The sequence below is a fragment of the Streptomyces sp. NPDC030021 genome (genome assembly GCF_055574035.1).
This window is the reverse complement of record NZ_JBVIAH010000004.1, coordinates 111778-130334: the sequence shown is the minus strand read 5'-3', so window position 1 is coordinate 130334 and position 18557 is coordinate 111778. Positions and strand designations below refer to the sequence as shown.

The following is an 18557-nucleotide window of genomic DNA, read 5'->3' as shown; positions in this document are numbered from 1 at the left end:
GTGCCGGCCCGGCGAACCCTCCCGTTCGCAACGCCAGGTGTGGCCACACAGCCCGCCCGGCACTCCGCCCCCTACCGGCCCGTCGGACTCTCCCCGGGGGCCGAGCAGGAGAAGCAAGACCAAATTCGCCGCTGAGTGCTGTCGGCTCAGATGGTTCCTTGACGCGAACCTCTCCTTCGAGCGGGCCGGCTGAGACTCCCGGGGCAGGTCACGGCGGTTGCGGTCACGGGCTCGGTGACCGCAACCGCCGTGTCCGTCACCGGCCTGCACGGCCTGCACGGCCTGACCGCCTTCGCCCGCCGACTGGGCACGCGCGGCCATCGCGTTCTTCGCGGAGGCATACCGTCCGCCGCCCTGGTCGTCGCGCCGGCACCAAGGGCGGGACGCGCCGGTTCCGGCTGGAGGACCCGCACCTGCTCCTGACCGACGACGCCGAGGACCGCCTGTCCGGCTGGTCCAACGACGAGGACGCCGACGCGCTCGACGCCCTGTCGGCAGGCACATGCGGACTGACCGTCAAGCACCTGGCCGCACCCGGCGCACCGCCGCTCGCCGTACCGGGCGAGGCGCGGGTGATCGACCGGTTGCGGGCGGGACCGGGCGGCCCGCGTCTGACGCCGGCCTGGCCGGCCGGCCTGCGCGGCACCGCCGCGTCACACCCGGCGGGCGGGATCCGCTGCACCGACCTGTCCCACCGCGCGGCCACACGGCGCTCCGCGGTCGGGCGGACTGCCACGACGACGGACGACGAGAAGAGCGCCCTGCACACGACGGTGGCCGGCCCGGCGGCCGGGTCGTAGATCAGGCTGGGGCAACCCCGTCACGGGTGCAAGGCCGTCACGGACCGGATCGACACGGCCGTGCGGGCCCGCCGGCAGCCCGTGGTGCGCGGCCGCCGCCGCAAGGAGGCCGCCACGAGCGCGGGCACGGGCACGGGCATCACAGTGGCGACCTGGCCCGGTTCGGCTACAGCGCCCCCATCGGCACGGCCGACGACGGCCGCATGCGCCGCCCCAGAGTCCACCTCCCCCGGGATACGCGCAGCGCCTGTTCGACGCCCATGACGCGGGAGCCGGCGACCAGGAGATGAGTTGAATTCCCTGTACTTCTGAGCCGAAGTACGACAGCTGACACAGAATCGGGCTTGTTGTCACCCGGCAAGCGGCTGTTGTGGGCAGGGTTGCATTTTCGGGGCGGTGCCCGGGTCGGTTGCCGACCCGGGCACCCGGTTCACGCCTCTACTCCATGAACTGGAAGGTCCATGCCTGGCGCCCGTTGCTGACGTCGAGTGGCCTCAGGGCGATACGGGGCGGGAAGATCCGCAGCAGGCTGAGGTCCAGGGCCAGCTCCTCGCCGTCGACGGGGCCTCCGGGGACGACGACGTGGAAGGTGTGCGGCCGGTCGCTCTGGTAGAGCGCCCACTCGCGGGGCTCGGGGTATCCGACGACCGGCTTGTTCGTCTCGGGGTCGCCGTCGTAGGAGACATAGGTCTCGCTGCGGAGATTGCGGATCGTGTAGTTGCCGTTGCTGAGTCTCTCCAGCTGCCATTCCTGCTCGCCGGGGTTGCCGGTGGGCGGCAGCAGGACAACGGGTGTCTTGGGTTCCGACGCCCCGTCCAGCAGCGTGAGCAGTTGCTCGGGAGGGAGGGTGATCGTGTAGGTGCCGTTCGGTACGGGTGCCATGGCCGACTCCACTTCTGACGTGCGGCGCCCGCGCGGGCCGCCGCTGATCTTTTGAGCCAGGCGAATTCCTTCCCCGCCAATGTGCGACAGAGGGTCGGAAAGGCTCTGCGTCACCCTTCAGGAGTACAGCTACTGGTGGAGAGGCAGTACTTCGACTGTGCGCTATTCCTCAGCTTGTAGCTGATCGAGCACGGCTGGGAAGAGCTCTCCGAGGTCGATGTGGCAATGGTCCAGATCAGGAGGATCCACTTCGCTCTCTACCGGCTGAACACCGGCCCTTTGAAGGACACCATCGTGTCCGTCCTCAAGGACACCGAGGACGGCGAAGCCGCGATCAACACCCTTCTCACCGCCCTGGGTATCGGCCCCGACGCAGTGACGTACCGGGGAAATGTACGAAGCGACGAGGCCCGGTGACTGCCTGCAGGACATCCGAATCACCCAGCCTTGGGATCGGTACTGCTGCGGGCACAGCAGTACCGTTTCGGAGGTGTCCACGTAGCGGCGGACTGTCTGGCGGTTCCTCCGAAGCCGCGTTCGCGGGCTTCGGGGCGTCGGTAAGACTCGTGCAACCAGGTACACCCGTTTGAGTTCGCCCAGGTCGGCGGTGCCCTATTGATCGGTGGGGAGGCGTCCGACGGCGTCTTCGAGGTCGGCGTCGGTGGCGAGTTTCGTCGATGAGATCGGTCAACGGCGCACCCGATAGCGCAGGTGAAGCACCCGGTTGCCCTGAATCACCACGTCAGGATCCTCCAACAGGTGCTGCGCGTGGACCGACCCGAAGTAGCGCTTGCCGGACCCGAACACGACGGGTACGACGTCCATGCGCACCTCGTCGATCAGGCCCGCGGCAAGCACCTGGCCACCGAGGTCGCCAGCGGCGACCTCGACCATGCGGTCACCCGCAAGCTCCTGCGCCTTGGCCACGGCTGCCTCGATGCCGTTGACGAAGTGAAACGGCGTCTCGGGGTCCCAGCCCTCGGGCTCCGGCCGGTGCGTCACGACGACCACGTGGTCGATCCCGCCCGGCGGCTTCCCGTCCCAGCCGTCCGTCAGGTCGAAGACGTGGCGGCCGACGATCGTGACTCCGATCTGGTCCCAGTACGGCCGGGTGTAGTCGTAGGACGTCTGCGACACCTTCAGCTCGCCGCTCTCGTCCAACGGGACGTCACCGCTGGACAACCAGTCGAACAGCGGTCCGGGCTGGTCGTTCTCGTCCGCGACGAAGCCGTCCACCGACACCGAGCTGTACATGACCACCTTGCCCACGGGGCTCTCCTCTGCTTTGGGTGGCCCAAATTAGCGTGTCGTGAGCTGTCGCTCTTGTAAGAAATCAATCGGCCGGCAGCGGCCGGCCGTCCAGCGCGTGGCCGGGATGTTCGCGCAGGAACCGCCGCCGGACTTCGACGTACCGGGTCGGCGTGAGCCCGGTGAACGCCCGGAACTCGTGGCCGAAGTGGGCCTGGTCGAAGTGGGCCTGCGCCACCGGCGAGGTCGCCCCAGTCGACCGGTCCGGCGGGGTTGATCGCGAACACGGTGGCGGCGAAGCGGTAGGTGCAGGCCAGCCGCATCGGCGCGAGGCCGATGAGTTCCTTGAGCCGCTGTGCCGGATGAGTGCTGCTGACACCGGCTGCCACGCCTCAGGTCGCCGATCGCCGATCGCCGCCGCCCCGCTGGTCGCCGCGATGACGCTGCCCGTATGGCGGACCAGCCTCAGGCCGGCGGTCTCGCACAGCCGTCGCATCAGCTCCTCCTCGAGCAGCGTCAGCACCTCTTCCGACGGATCGTCAGGCACGTACGGCATGTGCGTAAGCGTTGTGGGTGCGCCAACCTGCGCCGGGTCGACGAATTCCTGAGCGATCCCCCCTGCCGAGTGATTGTCGGCGGAGGGTGCCCCTCCCGGCCCGTCGTGCTCACCGTGCCTGGGTCCAGTCGCCCGCCTCCGTGCCCCGGATCCTCCGGTTCAGTCGGCACCGGACCGGGTGCGGTCTCGGTGGGGCGCACGAACGTCCAGGCGGCCGCCCCGGCCCATGGTCGGGGCGGTCGCGTGTCCCCGCCATACCGAATGTGGCGAACTGCCATAATCCGTCCCGTTCTGTCAGCCCGGTCGGGAGGATTGCTGTGACTATCTGTCAAACCGTGAGGGGGGTGGGCGCGCAGGAGGCCTTCCCGTCGTCGGCGCCGCCTGGTCTTCGAGTGCGTCGCTCGTGGCGGGGTGGGCTGCTGCGGGCGCTGGTGGCAGGTCTCGTCCTAGTGGCCGGCCTGGCCCTGCCCATGGTGGCCCCGCAGCCCGCCCAGGCCGTGCCGCCCGGCACCTACGCCTACGTCGCCAACTTCCAAAATGACACGGTGTCGGTGATCGACACAGCGACGAACACGGTGGCGGTCACGGTTCCCGTCGGCGATGCGCCGTGGGGAGTGGCGGTTTCGCCGGATGGCACCCGCGCCTACGTCACGAACCGCACCGATGCCACGGTGTCCGTGATCAACACCGCGACCGACACGGTCGTCGCCACCGTCCCCGTCGGCCTTGAGCCCCTGGGGGTGGCGGTGTCGCCGGACGGCACCCGCGCCTACGTCACCAACTTCGGCGCCGACACGGTGTCCGTGATCAACACCGCGACGAACACGGTCGTCGCCACCATCCCCGTCGGCGATGCTCCCATCGGGGTGGCGGTGTCGCCGAACGGCACCCGCGCCTACGTCACCAATTCCGACGCCGACACGGTGTCCGTGATCAACACCGCCACCAACACCGTCGTCGCCACCATCCCCGTCGGCGACTACCCGTTCGGGGTGGCGGTGTCGCCGGACAGCACCCGCGCCTACATCACCAACTACAGCGCCGACACGGTGTCCGTGATCAACACCGCCACCAACACCGTCGTCGCCACCATCCCCGTCGGCGATGCCCCCCAAGGGGTGGCTGTGTCGCGGGACGGCACCCGCGCCTACGTCATCAACGCCGACGCCGACACGGTGTCCGTGATCGACACCGCCACCAACACCGTCGTAACCACCGTCCCCGTCGGCGATGCGCCTCGAGAGGTGGCGGTGTCGCCGGACGGCACCCGCGCCTACGTCACCAACGCCAACGACGACACGGTGTCCGTGATCGACACCGCCACCAACACCGTCGTAACCACCGTCCCCGTCGGCGACCTCCCGTTCGGGGTGGCGATCGGGGTCGTGCCCCGGCCGGCGCCGGCGCTGACGCTGATCAAGCTCACCGCGGGCGGGACGTTCACCCGGGGCGGGCAGGGCGCCTACACCCTCACCGTCACCAACACCGGCGACCTGCCCACCGACGGCAGCACCGTCACCCTCACCGACACCCTTCCCGCCGCCCTGACCCCGGTCAGCTTCTCCGGCACCGGATGGACCTGCACCCTCACCCCGCTGTCCTGCACCCGCAGCGACATCCTCGCCCCCGGCGCCGGCTACCCGCCCCTCACCCTCACCGTCCGGATCGCCCCCCACGCGCCGAAGCAGGTCACCAACACCGCCACCGTCACCGGCGGCGGCACCACCGCCACCGGCACCGCCACCGCAACCACCACCATCGACAGGAAGCAGCAACCCAAGCCCCGGCCCCCGCACCACGGGAAGCCCGGCCACGGCAAACCCGGCAAGCCCGGTCACGGCAAACCCAACCATGGCAAGCCCGGCCACGGCCGCCCCAACCTCGGCCACCGCCCCGGACCCCGATAACCACACACCTGCATGACGAACGCCCCGGCGCCCACCACCCGCCCTCCGGGCCACGGGCGCCGGGGCACCCCCACACCACACGACCCCGCACCACGGCCCGCCGCCCAAAGCCTCCACCGACCGTTCGCACCCGACCGGACCACCGATCAGAGCGCTTCGTGACTCACTTGCCACAACGGCCGAACTCGCGCTGACCTGCACGTTCTCTTGACAACCCCTGATAAGAGAGGGAACCGCGGGCACTCCATGGGGAAGTCGGTCAGCGCAGGAGCTACCCGCGTACCACCTTCGGCCCGTCCAGGCGATCGCGGAGGTGAACGACGGCTTGGTGCGGCTGGCCGCGCCGTACCAGGCGTTCAGCGAGGGCGACGGCAGCATCCACAGTTCCGGAGCGAAGGAGATCACCCTGGCGAGGACGGATACCGCGATGAGTAGGGCGTGGGGGGCCGGCCACGGTCGCGAGGGCCGCAGCGGTGAGGCGCCGAGTGCGATCCAGGGTGACCTGGCCCCTGGCGCCCGGGCGCCCGGGCCCGGGCCCGTCACCCCGGCCCGGCTCCGGCTCCGGCGGGCGGCGTCATGGCGGGCGGTGCCCCCGGCCGGGCGCCGGCCGGGGATACGGTCAGGCGGAGGTGAAGAGCAGGGCGGCGTTGTGGCCGCCGAAGCCGAAGGCGTTCGCCAGTGCGGCGGTCACCGGCATCCGGCGGGGGCCGCCCGCGACCACGTCCAGGCCGACCTCCGGGTCCGGGGACTGCAGGTTGCGGGTCGCCGGGACCACCCCCTCGTACACCGACCGCACCGCTGCGATGGCCCCCACCGCGCCCGCCGCCCCGAACAGGTGCCCCGTCATGGACTTGGTCGCCGTCACCGCGGCGTGCGTACCCATCGCCTCGGCGATCGACCGCGCCTCCACCAGGTCACCTGCCTGCGTCGACGTCGCATGCGCGTACACGAGCGCGACGTCCGCGGGGGAGAGCCCGGCCGACGCCAGCGCCGTCCGTATCGCGCGTACCTGTCCCGGCGCATGGGCGGCGGTGATGTGGTGGGCGTCCGAGGTCACCCCCGCCCCCGCCAGCCGCGCGTACACCCGTGCCCCGCGCGCGGCCGCGAACTCCGCCCGCTCCAGGACCACCAGCCCCGCGCCCTCGCCGATGACGAAGCCGTCGCGGCCGGTGTCGAAGGGACGGGAGGCCGCCGCCGGGTCGTCGTTGCGCGTCGAGTGGGCCTTGGCCTGCGCGAACCCGGCCAGCGGCAGCGGGTGCACACAGGCCTCCGTACCTCCGGCCACCACCAGGTCGGCCCGTCCGAGCCGGATCAGGTCCAGAGCGAGCGACAGGGCTTCCCCGCCGGAAGCGCAGGCGCTGACCGGAGTGTGGGCGCCGCCGCGTGCGCCGAGCTCGATGGACACCCAGGCCGCCGGGCCGTTGGCCATCAGCATCGGAACGGTGTGCGGGGAGACCTTACGCACGCCGGAGGCCTCCAGGACGTCGTCCTGCCCGAGCAGGGTCAGCGCCCCGCCGGTCCCGGTGCCGATGACCACGGCGAGCCGCTCCGGATCCACCTGCGGCCGCCCCGCGTCCGCCCACGCCTCACGGGCGGCCACCAGAGCGAGCTGCTCACAGCGGTCCAGGCGCCGCGCCTGCACCCGGTCCAGCACCTCGGCCGGATCCTGCCGCACCCGCCCGGCGATGCGTACGGGGAGGGACGCGGCCCACTCCTCCTCGATGGCGCGGATGCCGTTCTCGCCGCGCAGCATCGCCTGCCAGGTGGTCTCCGCGTCGCCGCCGAGCGGGGTGGTGGCCCCCAGGCCGGTGACGGCAACTCCGGTGATGCCCGTACCCATGACGGTTCCCCCTTGTAGTGATCTCACAGTCGGTCGGACTGGCTGTGTCACCACTGTGTCAAGCGCGGGCTTGACTCGTGAGCGGGATGATCAATCGATTCATGATCATGAATTTGTAGGGTTCGGTCATGGCGATCAGCGCACAAGGACCGCGCTCGTCTGAGGTGCACGGGCGCGAGTTCCGGCCCGCGGCACGGCGGACCGTGAGGTTCGGGTGCGTGTACACATGGATGGAAATGGAGCCGGAGAGGTCCAAGTGGCGGATGCGGAGCTCTTTGCCGTTGGAAGCGGACTCCAGCTTGCCGAACACGCTGTTGTCGCGGAGCTGGTGCCAGGGCAGGTTCAGCGAGCCCGGTCGTCCACCGGACGCCGGGTGTTGCCGAGGGCGATGACGGCGAGCCGCTTTACCGGGTCGAACCCGACGAGGGCGGTGCTCGACCGCACGGCTCAGGCGGATCGCCTCGGCGAGCTCCGCGGGGCCGCGTTCCAGCTGGGCCCGTACGAAGGCCACCAGGTCGGCCGCCGTCGAATGCGGGCCTCCCGCTCCCGCCAGGCCGGCGAGGTGCCACGGTGCGGCGGCGCGCCCGCGGTGCGCGCGGCCCTGCGCGGAGCGTTGCGAGCGGGTGCCGTCCACCGTCACGACGGCGTCGGTCATGCCCAAGGGGGCGCAGATCTCACGGGTGATGAGGGTCTCGTACTCCGTGCCCGCACGGTGCGCCGCAGCCGCTGCCACCATCCGGCCTGACCGCGCCAGTTCCGGTACTGGTAGCGGGTGAGGCGGTCTCGGTGTGGCCAGGGCCCAGGACCCGGGTCCGGTCGGCCACGATGCCGGCCAGGTAGTTCGGCGAGGACGTCGTCCTGGGCAGGGTTGGTGGCCTCGACCGCCTGTCGGGCCGCTTCGAGGCTCTCGCAGCGCGCCTGGAGCGAGCCGATCATGGTGAGCAGCATCGTCACGAGTCCCGACCCGCAACAGGGCACGCTCAGCCCTCATCCGGCCCCGGCGGGCGTCGCAGACCGCGGCCTTCGTCCAGCACGCGGCTCTGGAGACGGGACTCGGGGACCCGGGCGCGTACGACGTCCTTCAGCAGCCACAGCGGGATGACCTTCTCCCCGCGGCGTAACTGCCCCCACTGGGTGCGCTGGTACGTGAAGCGCTGCTCCAGGTCGCGCAAGGTCATTCCGGCCGTCAGGCGCCGCAGCCATCTCGCGAGGTCGTGAGCCTGCGGCGTCTCCCCTTGGAGCGGCCGCCTCGGGTGGCCTGCCCCCTGCTGGGGCGCACGGTCAGCTGCGAGCAGGTATGTGCAGGGCGAAGCGGCGGACGGCATCCGTGAAGGCATCCGGATCGTCGAAGTTCGCGAGGTGTCTCGCCCGCGGGATCAGTTCGATGCGGGCGTGCGGATGAGCCCGGACGAAGTCCGTCTCGCCGGACCGGAAGACGGTGTCCTTCTCGCCGTTCAGGATGAGCACGGGAGCCGACACATGGCGCATCGCATCCGCGTCAAAGCGGCCCAGTACCTCGCCCCATGCGGCCGGCAGAGTGTGGAAGGCGTAGCCGGCGCGGATGGTGGCGTTCACCACCTCGGGAGAGTAGAGCCGACGCAGCAGCCTGTCGTTCCAGCGGGTCAACCAGTCCGCCGGTATACGAGGGACAAGCCCGGCGATCCACCGATACGGCGTCGCCCACGGACCACTCGTCGAGGCGCTGGCCCCCGCGAGAACCAGCCCCCGCAGCTGCTCCGGGCAGCGTCGCGCGAACTCCAGCGAGGCGTATCCGCCGAGCGAGTGCCCGACGACCAGAGCGGGTCCGCGGTCGAGTGAGTCCACCGCAGAAGAGATGATCTCCGTCGCCGCGTCCAGACTCCAGGGCTGAGCAGAGCGCGCGCCGTGGCCCGGTAGGTCAACGGCGGCCACTCGAAAGTCTTCCTGGAGCGCGGTGAGCTGTGGGCTCCATTGACCCGCGCTGAACCGCGTCCCGTGTACGAAGACGATGGGTGGTACATCCGTAGCCGCCATGAGTCCCCCAGATCCGCGTCTCCGGACCGACTCTACTGGCGGGCGGTCCGCCTCTGAGACCGGGAAATGCAACTGGCGATTGCCGCGTCGTACGGAGCGTTGCACCGCCCCGTCCGGGTGACAGAACGAGTGCGCGTCCGTGAGATCGATGACGGCGGGGGCCCAGCGGCCTGGCACTCGCGGGCGCGGCCACCGTGGTCTCGCACACCGCCGCCCGGCGCTCCACCGGGCCGCGCCAGCCGCGTAGGGGGGCAGAAGGCTCAGTCTTGGGCGTTCGCCTTGTGTGGGTGGGGTGTTGCGGGAGCAGGGTAGGAGCGGCCCGGTCGGCCGTGGTGCCTGCCTCTGGCGGAGGTCGGCGTCTCCTCCCCCAACTACCGGTCGTCAGGCCGATGCCCATGCCTGGCGCGAGTCGGACCCGCCAGCCTTGGCGGCCGTAGCGACGGTGATCGCGGACGGCGGACGGCGCCCACCTGGGCACCGGGCTGATCGTACGTCCCCTCCTGCGCGGAACACCGGCGGGTACGGGCCCGTGCCGAGCACACCGCGGCTGCCCTTGAGCCCCACCCCGGCCTGCCCGGAACGCACCTTCCGCAACACCCTTCAGCACCTCGGTGTCCGCCCGTACGCACCCCGGGCGGAATCGGCTCGTTGACCCGGCATGGAACTGCCGACCATCGCGGCGCCGGGCGTCGGTGAACGCGCCGACGCCGTGGCCGATGCCGCCTGCCACCTCTACGACACCATCGCCACCTGGGGGACCGGCGCGCCCGGCGGATGGAGCCGGACCGCCGCCGAGGACGCCGCCGAGGCGATCGAGACCACCGCGTACGCGCTCGCCTCCGTCGACCCGGGCGCCGAGGTGGTCCTCGCGCCCGTCCATGCGGCCCTCGCCGACCTGCGCCGCCGGCTCGGCCTCGCGCCCGCCGACGCGCTGGGCGGCGACGACGGGCTTCCGGTGACACCGCGCACGGTCGGCAACCCGCGCCGGACCCGCTGGGTGCGGGTGCTCACCGCCGCGCCTTCGCCCCGGCAACCGCCTTCTCGTACAACTTCCTGATGTCCGCGCCGAAGTAGGAACTGTACGAGGTGTCGGCCTTGTCCCCGCCGGTCTTCCAGCCGCCGATGACCCCCACCACGTCACCGGTCCCGGTGCGCGCGTCGTAGTGGGTCAGGAACGGACCGCCGCTGGTCCCGCCGGGATAGCCGGTGCAGTTGATCCGCAGGAACGATCCCGGGATCCGCGCATCGGCACTGGTGAACTTCGTCGTCCGGTTGACGCACACGCGCGGCCGGGCGGCGGAGGCGGGGTAGCCGATCAACGTGACCCGCGCGTGCGCGTAACCGGCACCGGTCACCAGCCGGTTCCCGCCGACCACCGCCTCGACCGGGAAGCCGCGGGAGTCCGGACCCACCTGGGCGAAGGCCACGTCGAAGGCGGCCGCTCGGTCGACGCCCTGGGAGAGGTAGCGCGGGTCGATCCAGATCTTGGAGCGTCCGCCCGCGTCCCGCAGGACCGGGAACATGCCGTACGGCTGCGGCTTCGCCCGCGTGTACTGCGGTACGAAGGCCACCTGCTGGGTGTCGGAGCCGAGCAGGCAGTGCGCCGCGGTGAGCACCAGGTTACGGCCGGGGGAGGAGACCACGCTCGCGGTGCAGAAGTAGGCCCCGCCACCCTTGACGAGGTACATCCGGCCGGCGACCGGGATGCCGTCGAAGTTCTGCCCGATGCCGGGGGTGAGGGCCGGCAGCCGTGGAACGGCCGGGCGCGCCGGGGCCGGAAGCGGAGCCGGAGTCGGGGTCGGGGGCGGGGGCGGAGCCGATGGCGCGCGGGTGGGCGTGGGAACGGCACCAGGTGTGCGTGTGGCAGTGGGTGTGGGTGTGGGCGTGGCGGCCGGGGTCGCGGACGGCACCGGGAGCCCTGTCACGACGGGGGTCGGCGTGGCGACCGGGATCTCCGCGGCGGGCTCGGCGGGCTCGGCGGGCACGGCCGGTTCGGCCGGTTGGACGGGTTCGGCCGGCTCCGGCGGTTCGGGCAGCTCGGGCGGTGCGGGATCCACGAGTTCGGGCGGCACGGGCGGCAACGGGGCGGCGGAGGCCATCCGTTCGGCGGTCCAGAAGGACTGCGCCTCGCGCGCCGACCAGCGGCCGACGGCCACCGGTGCGGCGATGCTCCCGGCCGCGGCCGCGGCCGCGGCCACGGACAGCGGCGGCCCTGCCGGCGCCAGCAGGGCGGCCGCCACCACGGCCATCGTCAACGTACGTCGCATGCCGGACACTCCCTAAAGAGCCTGGGGGAAACGGAAGAGCCGGTCCGGGTCGTAGACACGCCGGACCTCCTGCAGGCGCGCGAGGTTCGGGCCGTAGTAGGCCTCGCGCCAGCCCGTGAGCTTGGGGTCGGTGTAGTTCTGGTAGGCGCGGCCGCTCGCCCAGGGGCGCAGGTCCTGCCAGAGCCCGTCGAGCCAGCCCTCGTGCCGGGCCACCTCGGCGGCCGGTGCGGATTCGGGCCAGTAGACGAGGTACTGGGCGAGGAAGGCGCTGTCGCGGTGCACGAAGGCGGTGGAGCCGGCCGGGACGCGGTTCAGCGCACCGCCGCAGACCCCGTCGAACTGGACCACGCCCAGGCCGCCCCGGGGCACGCTCGTCCCGTACCGCCGCAGGGCGTCCAGGACCGCGCCGATCGCCGCGTCCGGCAGCCCGCCGCCCGCCCAGAAGTCGGAGCGCGCGGCGTACGAGTCCCGGCCGAGCCGTCCCTGCGGGTCCCGGCCCGGCAGCGTGCCCGGCAGCCGGCACTGCGCGGGGCTCAGCTCCAGGCAGCCCGACATGGCCCGGACGGTGTCCTCGTGGCTGCGTACGGCGATCCAGCTGTCCCGCGGCGCCCCGCCGACCAGGTCGGACAGCCGGGTCAACTGCCGCTCCAGCTCCTGGCGCCCGTCGAGGCACACCACCCGCACCGCCGGTGGTGCCGCCCCGGCCCCGGCGCTCACCTCGACGGTGAACTCCACCTGGCTCCAGAACGGGTCCGGCAGCCCGGCCAGCCAGCGCTGCCAGCCGCGCAGCACGGCCGCGGAGTCGCCGCCGGGCCAGTGGAGTTCGGCGTAGGCGCACGCGCCGACCGGGTGTGTGCGGAAGCGGAATTCGGTGACCACGCCGAAGTTGCCGCCGCCACCGCCGCGCAGCGCCCAGAAGAGCTCCGGTTCCCGGTCGGCTGAGACCTCGCGGACGATCCCGTCGGGGGTGACCACCCGGGCCCCGGTGAGCCGGTCGGCGGTGGTCCCGTACGCCCGCGAGGCCAGGCCCAGGCCGCCGCCGAGGGTGAGTCCGGCGATGCCGACGGAGGGGCACAGGCCGGTCGGGACGGATCGGCCGTGCCCGGCGAGGGCCGCGTGCACGTCCCCGAGCCGGGCCCCCGCGCCGATCCGTACGTCGCCATCGCCATCGCGATCGCCGCCGTCGCCGCCCTCGACCGACACCGCGGCCATGGCGCCGGTGTCGACGACCAGCCCGGCGGATCGCGTGGACCAGCCCGCGTAGCTGTGCCCGCCGCCGCGCGGAACCACGGGCGCGGCCGAGCGGCGGGCGAAGTCCAGGCAGACGGCCACGTCCCCGGCGTGCGAGGGATAGGCCACCGCGGCCGGGGCGACGGGGTCGTACCGGGGCTGGAACAGCCGGCGGGCCTCCGGGTAGTCCCGGTCCCCGGGGAGCACCAGGCGCCCGTCGATCCCGCGTGCCAGCGCGCCGTAGTCCGGGGTCCGGGCCGCCGCCCCGACGGTGGCGAGGACGGCCGCGGCCGCGCTGCCCAGGACTTGGCGGCGATTGAGGCTCATACCTCCTTCCTGCCACCGCCCGGGCCGATACTCGTGCAGGCGGGTCCCACACGCACCGGGGTGCCCCCTGAACGGCGCACAGCCGAAACGGTCCGATTTGTCCTATGGCCGTACCGCGATCCGTGATCCGCGCCCCGCGATCGGCGCCCCCCGAATTCGTTCCGCGACCCGCGAACGGCCGCCGTACGCTGCCCCCATGGCCCTCGTGGATCTCAGCGCGCACGCCGATGCGTTCAACGCCGACCCGTACCCCTTCTACGACGCGCTGCGCACCGCAGGCCCCGTCCACCGGCTGGTGCTGGGCGGCGAACTCACCTGGCTGGTCGTCGGCCACGAGGAGGCCCGGCAGGCCCTCACCCATCCTGGGCTGTCGAAGAACTGGCTCGGCTCCGAGCTGTTCACGAGCACCACGCCCGTCCCGGCCGTCGCCACCAGCATGCTGGACACCGATCCGCCCCATCACACCCGGCTGCGCCGCCTGGTGGCCCGGGAGTTCACCGCCCGCCGCGTGGAGTCCCTGCGCCCGCGCGTCCAGCAGATCACCGACGAGCTGCTCGACGCGATGGCGGCCCAGACCGACCGCCGGGCCGACCTGATCGCGTCCTTCGCCGTGCCGCTGCCGATGACCGTCATCTGCGAACTCCTCGGCGTCCCCGGCCTGGACCGGCAGCGCTTCCGCTACTGGTCGGGCGAGATCGTCGCCCCGCTCGACGGCGTCGGCGCGGACCCCCGGGCCGTGGAGGAGATGACCGCGTACCTCCTCGAACTCGTCGCGGTCAAGGCCTAGGATCCCGGCGACGACCTGCTCAGCGCCCTGATCCGGACCCGCGACGAGGACGGCGGCCGGCTCTCCCCGGACGAGCTGATCGGGATGGCCTTCCTGCTGCTGGTCGCGGGCCACGAGACCACCGTCAACCTGATCGGCAACGGCGTACGAGCCCTGCTCGCGCACCCCGCCCAGCTCGCCGAGCTGCGCGCCGACCCGGACGGGCTGATCGACGGGGCGGTGGAGGAAATACTCCGCTACGACGGCCCGGTCCAGCACGCCACGTACCGCTTCGCCGCCGCGGACCTGGAGCTGGGCGGCGTCACCATCACGGCCGGCTCCTCCGTCCTGGTCGCCCTCGCCGCGGCGGACCGCGATCCGGCGCGCTTCGCGCAGCCCGGGCCGGACGTCTTCGACATCCGCCGCACCGGCCCGGGCCACCTCGCCTTCGGTCACGGCATCCACTTCTGCCTCGGCGCCCCGCTCGCCCGCATGGAGGGACGCATCGCGGTCCGGGCCCTGCTGGAGCGCTTCCCGGACCTCGCCGGGGACCCGGACGCGGGCTCGCCCGACTGGCTCCCGGGCCCTTTGATGCGGGGCGTGACGCGGCTGCCGCTGCGCTGGTGAGCGCCGGGCGCACCCCGCTCTGAGGGGTGCCGGCGCGCCGTGCCAGGTCCTCCGCGCGGACGATGCCGTCGTAGCCGGTCACGTCCCACCGCCACGTGCCGACGGGCGCGTGGCCGCAGCGGCGGTACCCGGCCGACGGACCCTGCACTCGCCCTTGCTCAGCCGGTGGCGGGTCCTTGGGCTACCCCTTGCGTGCCAGCAGGAAGCCCTGGGGGGACCTCTCGTCGGGGCCCGGCTCGCGGACCAGGCGGGCCACCTCGGTCAGTCCGGCCCCGGCCAGCAGGGCCGCGATCAGCTCGGGCGGTGTCCGGTACACGTCGAGGTCGACCGGATGCCCGTACGCATGGTCCAGCCGGGTCCGGTCGTCGCCCGCCTTGAAGGCGATCAGGAGGTGGCCGCCCGGCGCCAGCACGCGGGAGAACTCCGCGAACAGCGCGGGCAGTCCGGAGGGCGGGGTGTGCACGGTGGAGTACCAGGCCAGCACCCCGCCGAGGACCCCGTCGGCCACGTCCAGGGCGAACATCGACCCCACCTCGAAGCGCAGCCCCGGATACGTCCGGCGGGCCACCGCCACCATCGCCGGGGACAGGTCGACGCCGAAGATCCTTACGCCCAGCCCGTTCAGATGCGCCGTCACCCGGCCCGGGCCGCAGCCCAGGTCGGCCACCGCCCGGCCCCCGCCGCCCGCGTCGTCGCGCACGTACTCGGCGAAGGCCGCCAACATGGCCCGGTCCAGCGGCTTTCCGGCCAGTTCGGCGGTGAGCAGCCGCGCATAGTCGACGGCGACGGCGTCGTAGGACGCCCGTACGGAGCTGAGGTACGAGGTCTCTGTCATGCCCCTGAACAGTAGCCTCCAGAGTCCCTCCGAGGGGAAACCGGCCGAGTGCTCCCGCTCACCCCCCGACCAGCGGATTGGGCAGTTCCGCCCACTGATCGCCCGGAACCCCGGGACTCAGCCGCATCAGGGTGAGCGCCTTGGTGGGCAGCGGCCCGGTCAGCAGCGCCTCGGTGTCCGCGGTGGCCGGCAGGGCGGTCACCTCCGTGAGGGCCTCTGCGAAGGCCCCGGCCGATCCCGCCGTGGCCCCGAGCGCCCCCGTCAGCAAGGACCCGAAGAGCTTGCGCCGCAGCACGGTCACGTCGTCGGTGACCAGCCTGCCGGACAGGGGCGGCACCGGCAGGCCGTGCCGGGCCAGCCGGGCCGGGCTGATCCGGATGTCGGCGAGGTCGCGGTAGACCAGCCGCAGCGGGGCGCCGGTGGGGGAGAGGACGACGAGGAGGTTCTGGCCGTGGGCCTCCAGGGCCACCCCGAGCTCCAGCACCCGCAGGCACACCGAGAGCGCGAGCCGCGCGAACCCGGCCCGCCAGGCCGCCGAGCGCGCCGGGCCGAAGGAGGCCAGGGCCGCCACCGGGAGCACCCGCTCACCGGCGGCGGCGTCCGCGTACACCTCCGGCGGCTCGCGCAGCACGGCCGCCAGGTCCGGACTGTGCGCGGTCGTGGCGCCCAGCGTGCGGGTGATGTGCAGCCGGCCGTCGAGCCGCTCGGACAGGCGCTGGGCGAAGGCCGAGACGGCCGCCGCCGTCTCGATGGAGTAGACCGAGATGTCCCGCACGGACGAGGTCAGCCGGGCGCTCAGCGCGGTCTTCACGTGCGCCCCGCCGTCGGTGGGGGCCAGGGTGCGCAGGGCCATCAGCGGGTGCGCCGCGAAACCGGGCCGCACCCGTTCGTGCTTCAGGACGTGCGCCGCCTGCCACGGGTGCACCGGGACCAGGACCCGTCCCGCGTCCCGCAGCTCCTCCGGCCAGTCGCCTGTGACCAGGCATTCCCCGGCCCGTACGGCGACCAGCCCGAGCTCCACCACCGGCCGGTGCTCGGGCGCGTACGCCAGCTGCTCGGCCACCGAGAAACCGGGCCGGGAACGACAGTTCGGGTGGTAAGGATGCCCGTCGACCACCCGCTGCTCCCATTCCCAGGTGGTCAGCGGGGCGGGGTCCTCCCCGGCGGGCGGCTGACCGGCCCGGGAGAGCGCGAGGGAGGCCGTACAGGCGTCCAGCTCGGCGGCGAACTGCTCCCCGTGCGGCACTTTGAGGGCCGTCACCAGCCGCGCGGCCTGCCGGTAGGGCCTGCCGTCGAGCAGCAGCTCGCTCACGTAGGGCCCGGTCGCGTACGGATCCGGCAGCGGACCCTCCAGCCGGGCGCCCCCGGCCAGCAGCAGCGCCAGGCCGTCGGGCCCGTGCTCGCGGCCGACGACCCAGGGCAGGGGCTCGAAGGCCAGGGCCCGCCACAGCCGGGTCAGCACGGCCGCCCGGGCACCGCCGAGCGCGGTGGCGTACGAGGGTCCGAGCGACGGGCGTACGCCGGCCAGTTCGGCCGCGACGGCCTCTTCGGCCGGGGAAGGGGGAAGATGCATGCTGAGGCTCCGGCATCGGAATATCGCTTTACGGGATGATCAAGTAATGATTGCGGATACTGAAGATCACGACTGGTGGTTACGCCCTGCGAACCTCCGGCGCACCGGATGGACCGAATGGAATCAGTGGACCTCAACGCCGCCGCCGACGCGTACGCCGCCACCCCGCTCCTGAACTGCCTGCTCAGAGAGGCGGCCGAGCTGGCCGAGGGGCATGATGCGGGCGCGGGAACAGATTTGCGCGTCCACCGGCTGCGCGGCAGCGGGCGGCTGCTCCGGGTGCGCGGCGGGCGCCGGCCCGAACGCCCCGAACTGCGCACGGCGGACGGCTGGCACCCGCTGAGCCACACCGAACTGGCCAAACTCGTCTCCGACGAACTGGGCCGGTTCACCGGAGTCGCCAACGACGAGCTCCCCGTCGAGATCACCGACAGCCGCGACGCGATCGCCGCGCTGCTGGCCGCCCGGGCCACCGCCGAACCCCCGGCGGACCCGTACCTCCTCTCCGAGCAGTCCCTGGTCATGGGCCACCCCCACCACCCCGCCCCCAAGGCCCGCGGCGGGGCGCCGGCCGGGAGCTGGCTGCCGTACGCGCCGGAGGCCCACGCCCGTTTCCCGCTGGTCTTCCTGGGGCTGCGCGAGGACCAGACCGCCGAGGAGGGCGGCCCGGCCGCCTCCGCCGCGATCGACGCCCTCGCCGACGCCCTCGACGGGCCGCGCGCTCCCGCCGGATACCGGCTGCTGCCCGCCCACCCCTGGCAGCTCGACCTCGTCGGCGAGATGCCGGCGGTGCGCGAGGCCTTCGCCGACGGGCGGCTGCTGCGGCTCGGTGCGACCCGGCGGCCGGCCTGGCCGACCGCCTCGATCCGGACCCTGTACGTACCGGACGCGACGGCCGACCTCTTCGTGAAGTTCAGCCTCGACGTCCGGATCACCAACGACGTGCGCCGGCTGTGGCGCCACGACCTGCTGAAGCTGCGCCGCACCGATGCGGCCGTCGAGGCCGGGTTCGCCGCCCTGCACCGGACCGGCCCGGCCGCGGCCTGGCTCCCCGACCGCGGCTACCGCACCGCCGCCTTCGCCTTCGAGGAGCTCGCCGTCCTGGTCCGCGACGGCCTGCACGCGCACACCGTGCCCGGGGCCACGCCGCTGCTGGCCGCCGCGCTCGCCGAGGGCTATCCCGGCAGCCCGCCGGCCGGGACCACCGACCCGGTCCGCTGGTGGCGGGCGTACCTGCGCCAGGTCGTGCCGCCGGTGCTGGAACTGTTCGCCCGGCACGGCCTCGTGCTGGAGGCCCACCTCCAGAACACCCTGGTCGCCGTCGACGCGGACGGCCTGCCGGTGCAGGCCCTCTTCCGGGACGCGGAGGGGGTCAAGCTTCCGGCCGACCTGCCGCGGGCCGATGCCTGGCAGCGCCTGGTCTACTGCCTGGTCGTCAACAACCTGACGGAGATCGCGGGCGCGCTGTCCGGACGGTATCCGGACATCGCGCCGCTCCTGTGGCCGGCCGCACGGGAGGAGTTCCTGCGCTACGACGCCGCCCGCGGGCTCCCCGAGATCGCGGAACTGCTGGCCGCCGCGACCCTGCCCGGCAAGACCAACCTGCTGCTGCGCTGGACACGGGCGGACGGCGCGGACGCCCGCTACCTGCCCCTGCCGAACCCGCTGCGCGGCTAGGCAATCGTC

Annotated in this window: 16 protein-coding genes and 2 pseudogenes; 7 read left to right on the top strand and 11 right to left on the bottom strand. The window is 72.9% G+C overall.

Features of this window, described 5'->3' with window-relative positions:
- Window positions 1–572 precede the first annotated feature (572 nt).
- Complete coding sequence (locus ACZ4YL_RS09435; RefSeq protein WP_468115022.1) at window positions 573–800, top strand: hypothetical protein; 228 nt, start codon at window positions 573–575, stop codon at window positions 798–800.
- A gap of 438 nt (window positions 801–1238) precedes the next feature.
- Here the strand turns inward: ACZ4YL_RS09435 and ACZ4YL_RS09430 are convergent, their stop codons facing one another.
- Window positions 1239–1682 (bottom strand): hypothetical protein, encoded by a 444-nt coding sequence (locus ACZ4YL_RS09430; RefSeq protein WP_468115020.1) that lies wholly within the window; start codon window positions 1680–1682, stop codon window positions 1239–1241.
- A gap of 225 nt (window positions 1683–1907) precedes the next feature.
- Here ACZ4YL_RS09430 and ACZ4YL_RS09425 point away from each other — a divergent pair, with 225 nt between their 5' ends.
- Complete coding sequence (locus ACZ4YL_RS09425; RefSeq protein WP_468115019.1) at window positions 1908–2099, top strand: hypothetical protein; 192 nt, start codon at window positions 1908–1910, stop codon at window positions 2097–2099.
- A gap of 270 nt (window positions 2100–2369) precedes the next feature.
- Here ACZ4YL_RS09425 and ACZ4YL_RS09420 read toward each other — a convergent pair whose 3' ends face one another.
- Window positions 2370–2951, bottom strand: a complete 582-nt coding sequence (locus tag ACZ4YL_RS09420; RefSeq protein WP_468115018.1) for a dihydrofolate reductase family protein — start codon at window positions 2949–2951, stop codon at window positions 2370–2372.
- 64 nt (window positions 2952–3015) lie between these two features.
- A complete protein-coding gene (locus ACZ4YL_RS09415; RefSeq protein WP_468115016.1) occupies window positions 3016–3486 on the bottom strand; it encodes a hypothetical protein in 471 nt (156 codons plus the stop codon).
- A 431-nt stretch (window positions 3487–3917) separates the two neighbouring features.
- Between ACZ4YL_RS09415 and ACZ4YL_RS09410 the strand changes: the two genes are divergently transcribed.
- Window positions 3918–5393, top strand: a complete 1476-nt coding sequence (locus ACZ4YL_RS09410; protein WP_468115624.1) for a YVTN family beta-propeller repeat protein — start codon at window positions 3918–3920, stop codon at window positions 5391–5393.
- Window positions 5394–6012: 619 nt separating this feature from the next.
- Here ACZ4YL_RS09410 and ACZ4YL_RS09405 read toward each other — a convergent pair.
- From ACZ4YL_RS09405 to ACZ4YL_RS09390, 4 genes are all read right to left on the bottom strand, one after another.
- Window positions 6013–7233 carry a beta-ketoacyl-[acyl-carrier-protein] synthase family protein gene (locus tag ACZ4YL_RS09405; protein ID WP_468115014.1) on the bottom strand — a complete coding sequence of 407 codons (1221 nt, stop codon included), beginning with the start codon at window positions 7231–7233 and terminating at the stop codon, window positions 6013–6015.
- 58 nt (window positions 7234–7291) lie between these two features.
- On the bottom strand, window positions 7292–7969 hold the full coding sequence (locus ACZ4YL_RS09400; protein WP_468115012.1) for a serine hydrolase: 678 nt from the start codon (window positions 7967–7969) through the stop codon (window positions 7292–7294).
- Between the two features lie 244 nt (window positions 7970–8213).
- The gene (locus ACZ4YL_RS09395; RefSeq protein WP_468115011.1) at window positions 8214–8411 is read right to left on the bottom strand and encodes a hypothetical protein; all 198 of its coding nucleotides are present in this window, start codon (window positions 8409–8411) and stop codon (window positions 8214–8216) included.
- Window positions 8412–8514: 103 nt separating this feature from the next.
- Window positions 8515–9246, bottom strand: a complete 732-nt coding sequence (locus ACZ4YL_RS09390) for an alpha/beta fold hydrolase (protein WP_468115009.1) — start codon at window positions 9244–9246, stop codon at window positions 8515–8517.
- A 355-nt stretch (window positions 9247–9601) separates the two neighbouring features.
- Here ACZ4YL_RS09390 and ACZ4YL_RS09385 point away from each other — a divergent pair.
- A pseudogene (locus ACZ4YL_RS09385) lies at window positions 9602–9804 on the top strand (IS5/IS1182 family transposase); the annotation flags it as partial.
- A 100-nt stretch (window positions 9805–9904) separates the two neighbouring features.
- Entirely contained in the window at window positions 9905–10303 is a 399-nt protein-coding gene (locus ACZ4YL_RS09380) for a hypothetical protein (RefSeq protein WP_468115007.1), read from the top strand.
- Here the strand turns inward: ACZ4YL_RS09380 and ACZ4YL_RS09375 are convergent.
- Both ACZ4YL_RS09375 and ACZ4YL_RS09370 read right to left on the bottom strand, forming a co-directional pair.
- Window positions 10254–11513, bottom strand: a complete 1260-nt coding sequence (locus ACZ4YL_RS09375; protein WP_468115005.1) for a trypsin-like serine peptidase — start codon at window positions 11511–11513, stop codon at window positions 10254–10256. The genes ACZ4YL_RS09380 and ACZ4YL_RS09375 overlap by 50 nt on opposite strands.
- 12 nt (window positions 11514–11525) lie before the next feature.
- Entirely contained in the window at window positions 11526–13070 is a 1545-nt protein-coding gene (locus ACZ4YL_RS09370; RefSeq protein WP_468115004.1) for an FAD-binding oxidoreductase, read from the bottom strand.
- A 196-nt stretch (window positions 13071–13266) separates the two neighbouring features.
- Between ACZ4YL_RS09370 and ACZ4YL_RS09365 the strand changes: the two are divergent.
- Window positions 13267–14463: pseudogene (locus ACZ4YL_RS09365) on the top strand (cytochrome P450 family protein).
- A 181-nt stretch (window positions 14464–14644) separates the two neighbouring features.
- On the opposite strand, the gene ACZ4YL_RS09360 reads toward ACZ4YL_RS09365, so the two are convergent.
- The gene (locus tag ACZ4YL_RS09360; RefSeq protein WP_468115002.1) at window positions 14645–15298 is read right to left on the bottom strand and encodes a class I SAM-dependent DNA methyltransferase; all 654 of its coding nucleotides are present in this window, start codon (window positions 15296–15298) and stop codon (window positions 14645–14647) included.
- 58 nt (window positions 15299–15356) lie between these two features.
- Window positions 15357–16871: an IucA/IucC family protein gene (locus ACZ4YL_RS09355; protein ID WP_468115000.1), complete on the bottom strand. Its 1515-nt coding sequence runs from the start codon at window positions 16869–16871 to the stop codon at window positions 15357–15359.
- Between the two features lie 108 nt (window positions 16872–16979).
- On the opposite strand from ACZ4YL_RS09355, the gene ACZ4YL_RS09350 reads away from it, so the two are divergent.
- The gene (locus ACZ4YL_RS09350) at window positions 16980–18548 is read left to right on the top strand and encodes an IucA/IucC family protein (protein WP_468114998.1); all 1569 of its coding nucleotides are present in this window, start codon (window positions 16980–16982) and stop codon (window positions 18546–18548) included.
- The last annotated feature ends 9 nt before the right edge of the window (window positions 18549–18557 follow it).

What these genes read in the sequence shown, in the direction of transcription:
- ACZ4YL_RS09430 (WP_468115020.1), bottom strand. Translation starts at nt 1,682, where the DNA reads ATGGCACCCGTACCGAACGGCACCTACACGATCACCCTCCCTCCCGAG.
- ACZ4YL_RS09425 (WP_468115019.1), top strand. Translation starts at nt 1,908, where the DNA reads ATGGTCCAGATCAGGAGGATCCACTTCGCTCTCTACCGGCTGAACACC.
- ACZ4YL_RS09415 (WP_468115016.1), bottom strand. Translation starts at nt 3,486, where the DNA reads ATGCCGTACGTGCCTGACGATCCGTCGGAAGAGGTGCTGACGCTGCTC.
- ACZ4YL_RS09405 (WP_468115014.1), bottom strand. Translation starts at nt 7,233, where the DNA reads ATGGGTACGGGCATCACCGGAGTTGCCGTCACCGGCCTGGGGGCCACC.
- ACZ4YL_RS09400 (WP_468115012.1), bottom strand. Translation starts at nt 7,969, where the DNA reads ATGGTGGCAGCGGCTGCGGCGCACCGTGCGGGCACGGAGTACGAGACC.
- ACZ4YL_RS09395 (WP_468115011.1), bottom strand. Translation starts at nt 8,411, where the DNA reads ATGACCTTGCGCGACCTGGAGCAGCGCTTCACGTACCAGCGCACCCAG.
- ACZ4YL_RS09390 (WP_468115009.1), bottom strand. Translation starts at nt 9,246, where the DNA reads ATGGCGGCTACGGATGTACCACCCATCGTCTTCGTACACGGGACGCGG.
- ACZ4YL_RS09380 (WP_468115007.1), top strand. Translation starts at nt 9,905, where the DNA reads ATGGAACTGCCGACCATCGCGGCGCCGGGCGTCGGTGAACGCGCCGAC.
- ACZ4YL_RS09375 (WP_468115005.1), bottom strand. Translation starts at nt 11,513, where the DNA reads ATGCGACGTACGTTGACGATGGCCGTGGTGGCGGCCGCCCTGCTGGCG.
- ACZ4YL_RS09370 (WP_468115004.1), bottom strand. Translation starts at nt 13,070, where the DNA reads ATGAGCCTCAATCGCCGCCAAGTCCTGGGCAGCGCGGCCGCGGCCGTC.
- ACZ4YL_RS09360 (WP_468115002.1), bottom strand. Translation starts at nt 15,298, where the DNA reads ATGACAGAGACCTCGTACCTCAGCTCCGTACGGGCGTCCTACGACGCC.
- ACZ4YL_RS09355 (WP_468115000.1), bottom strand. Translation starts at nt 16,871, where the DNA reads ATGCATCTTCCCCCTTCCCCGGCCGAAGAGGCCGTCGCGGCCGAACTG.
- ACZ4YL_RS09350 (WP_468114998.1), top strand. Translation starts at nt 16,980, where the DNA reads ATGGACCGAATGGAATCAGTGGACCTCAACGCCGCCGCCGACGCGTAC.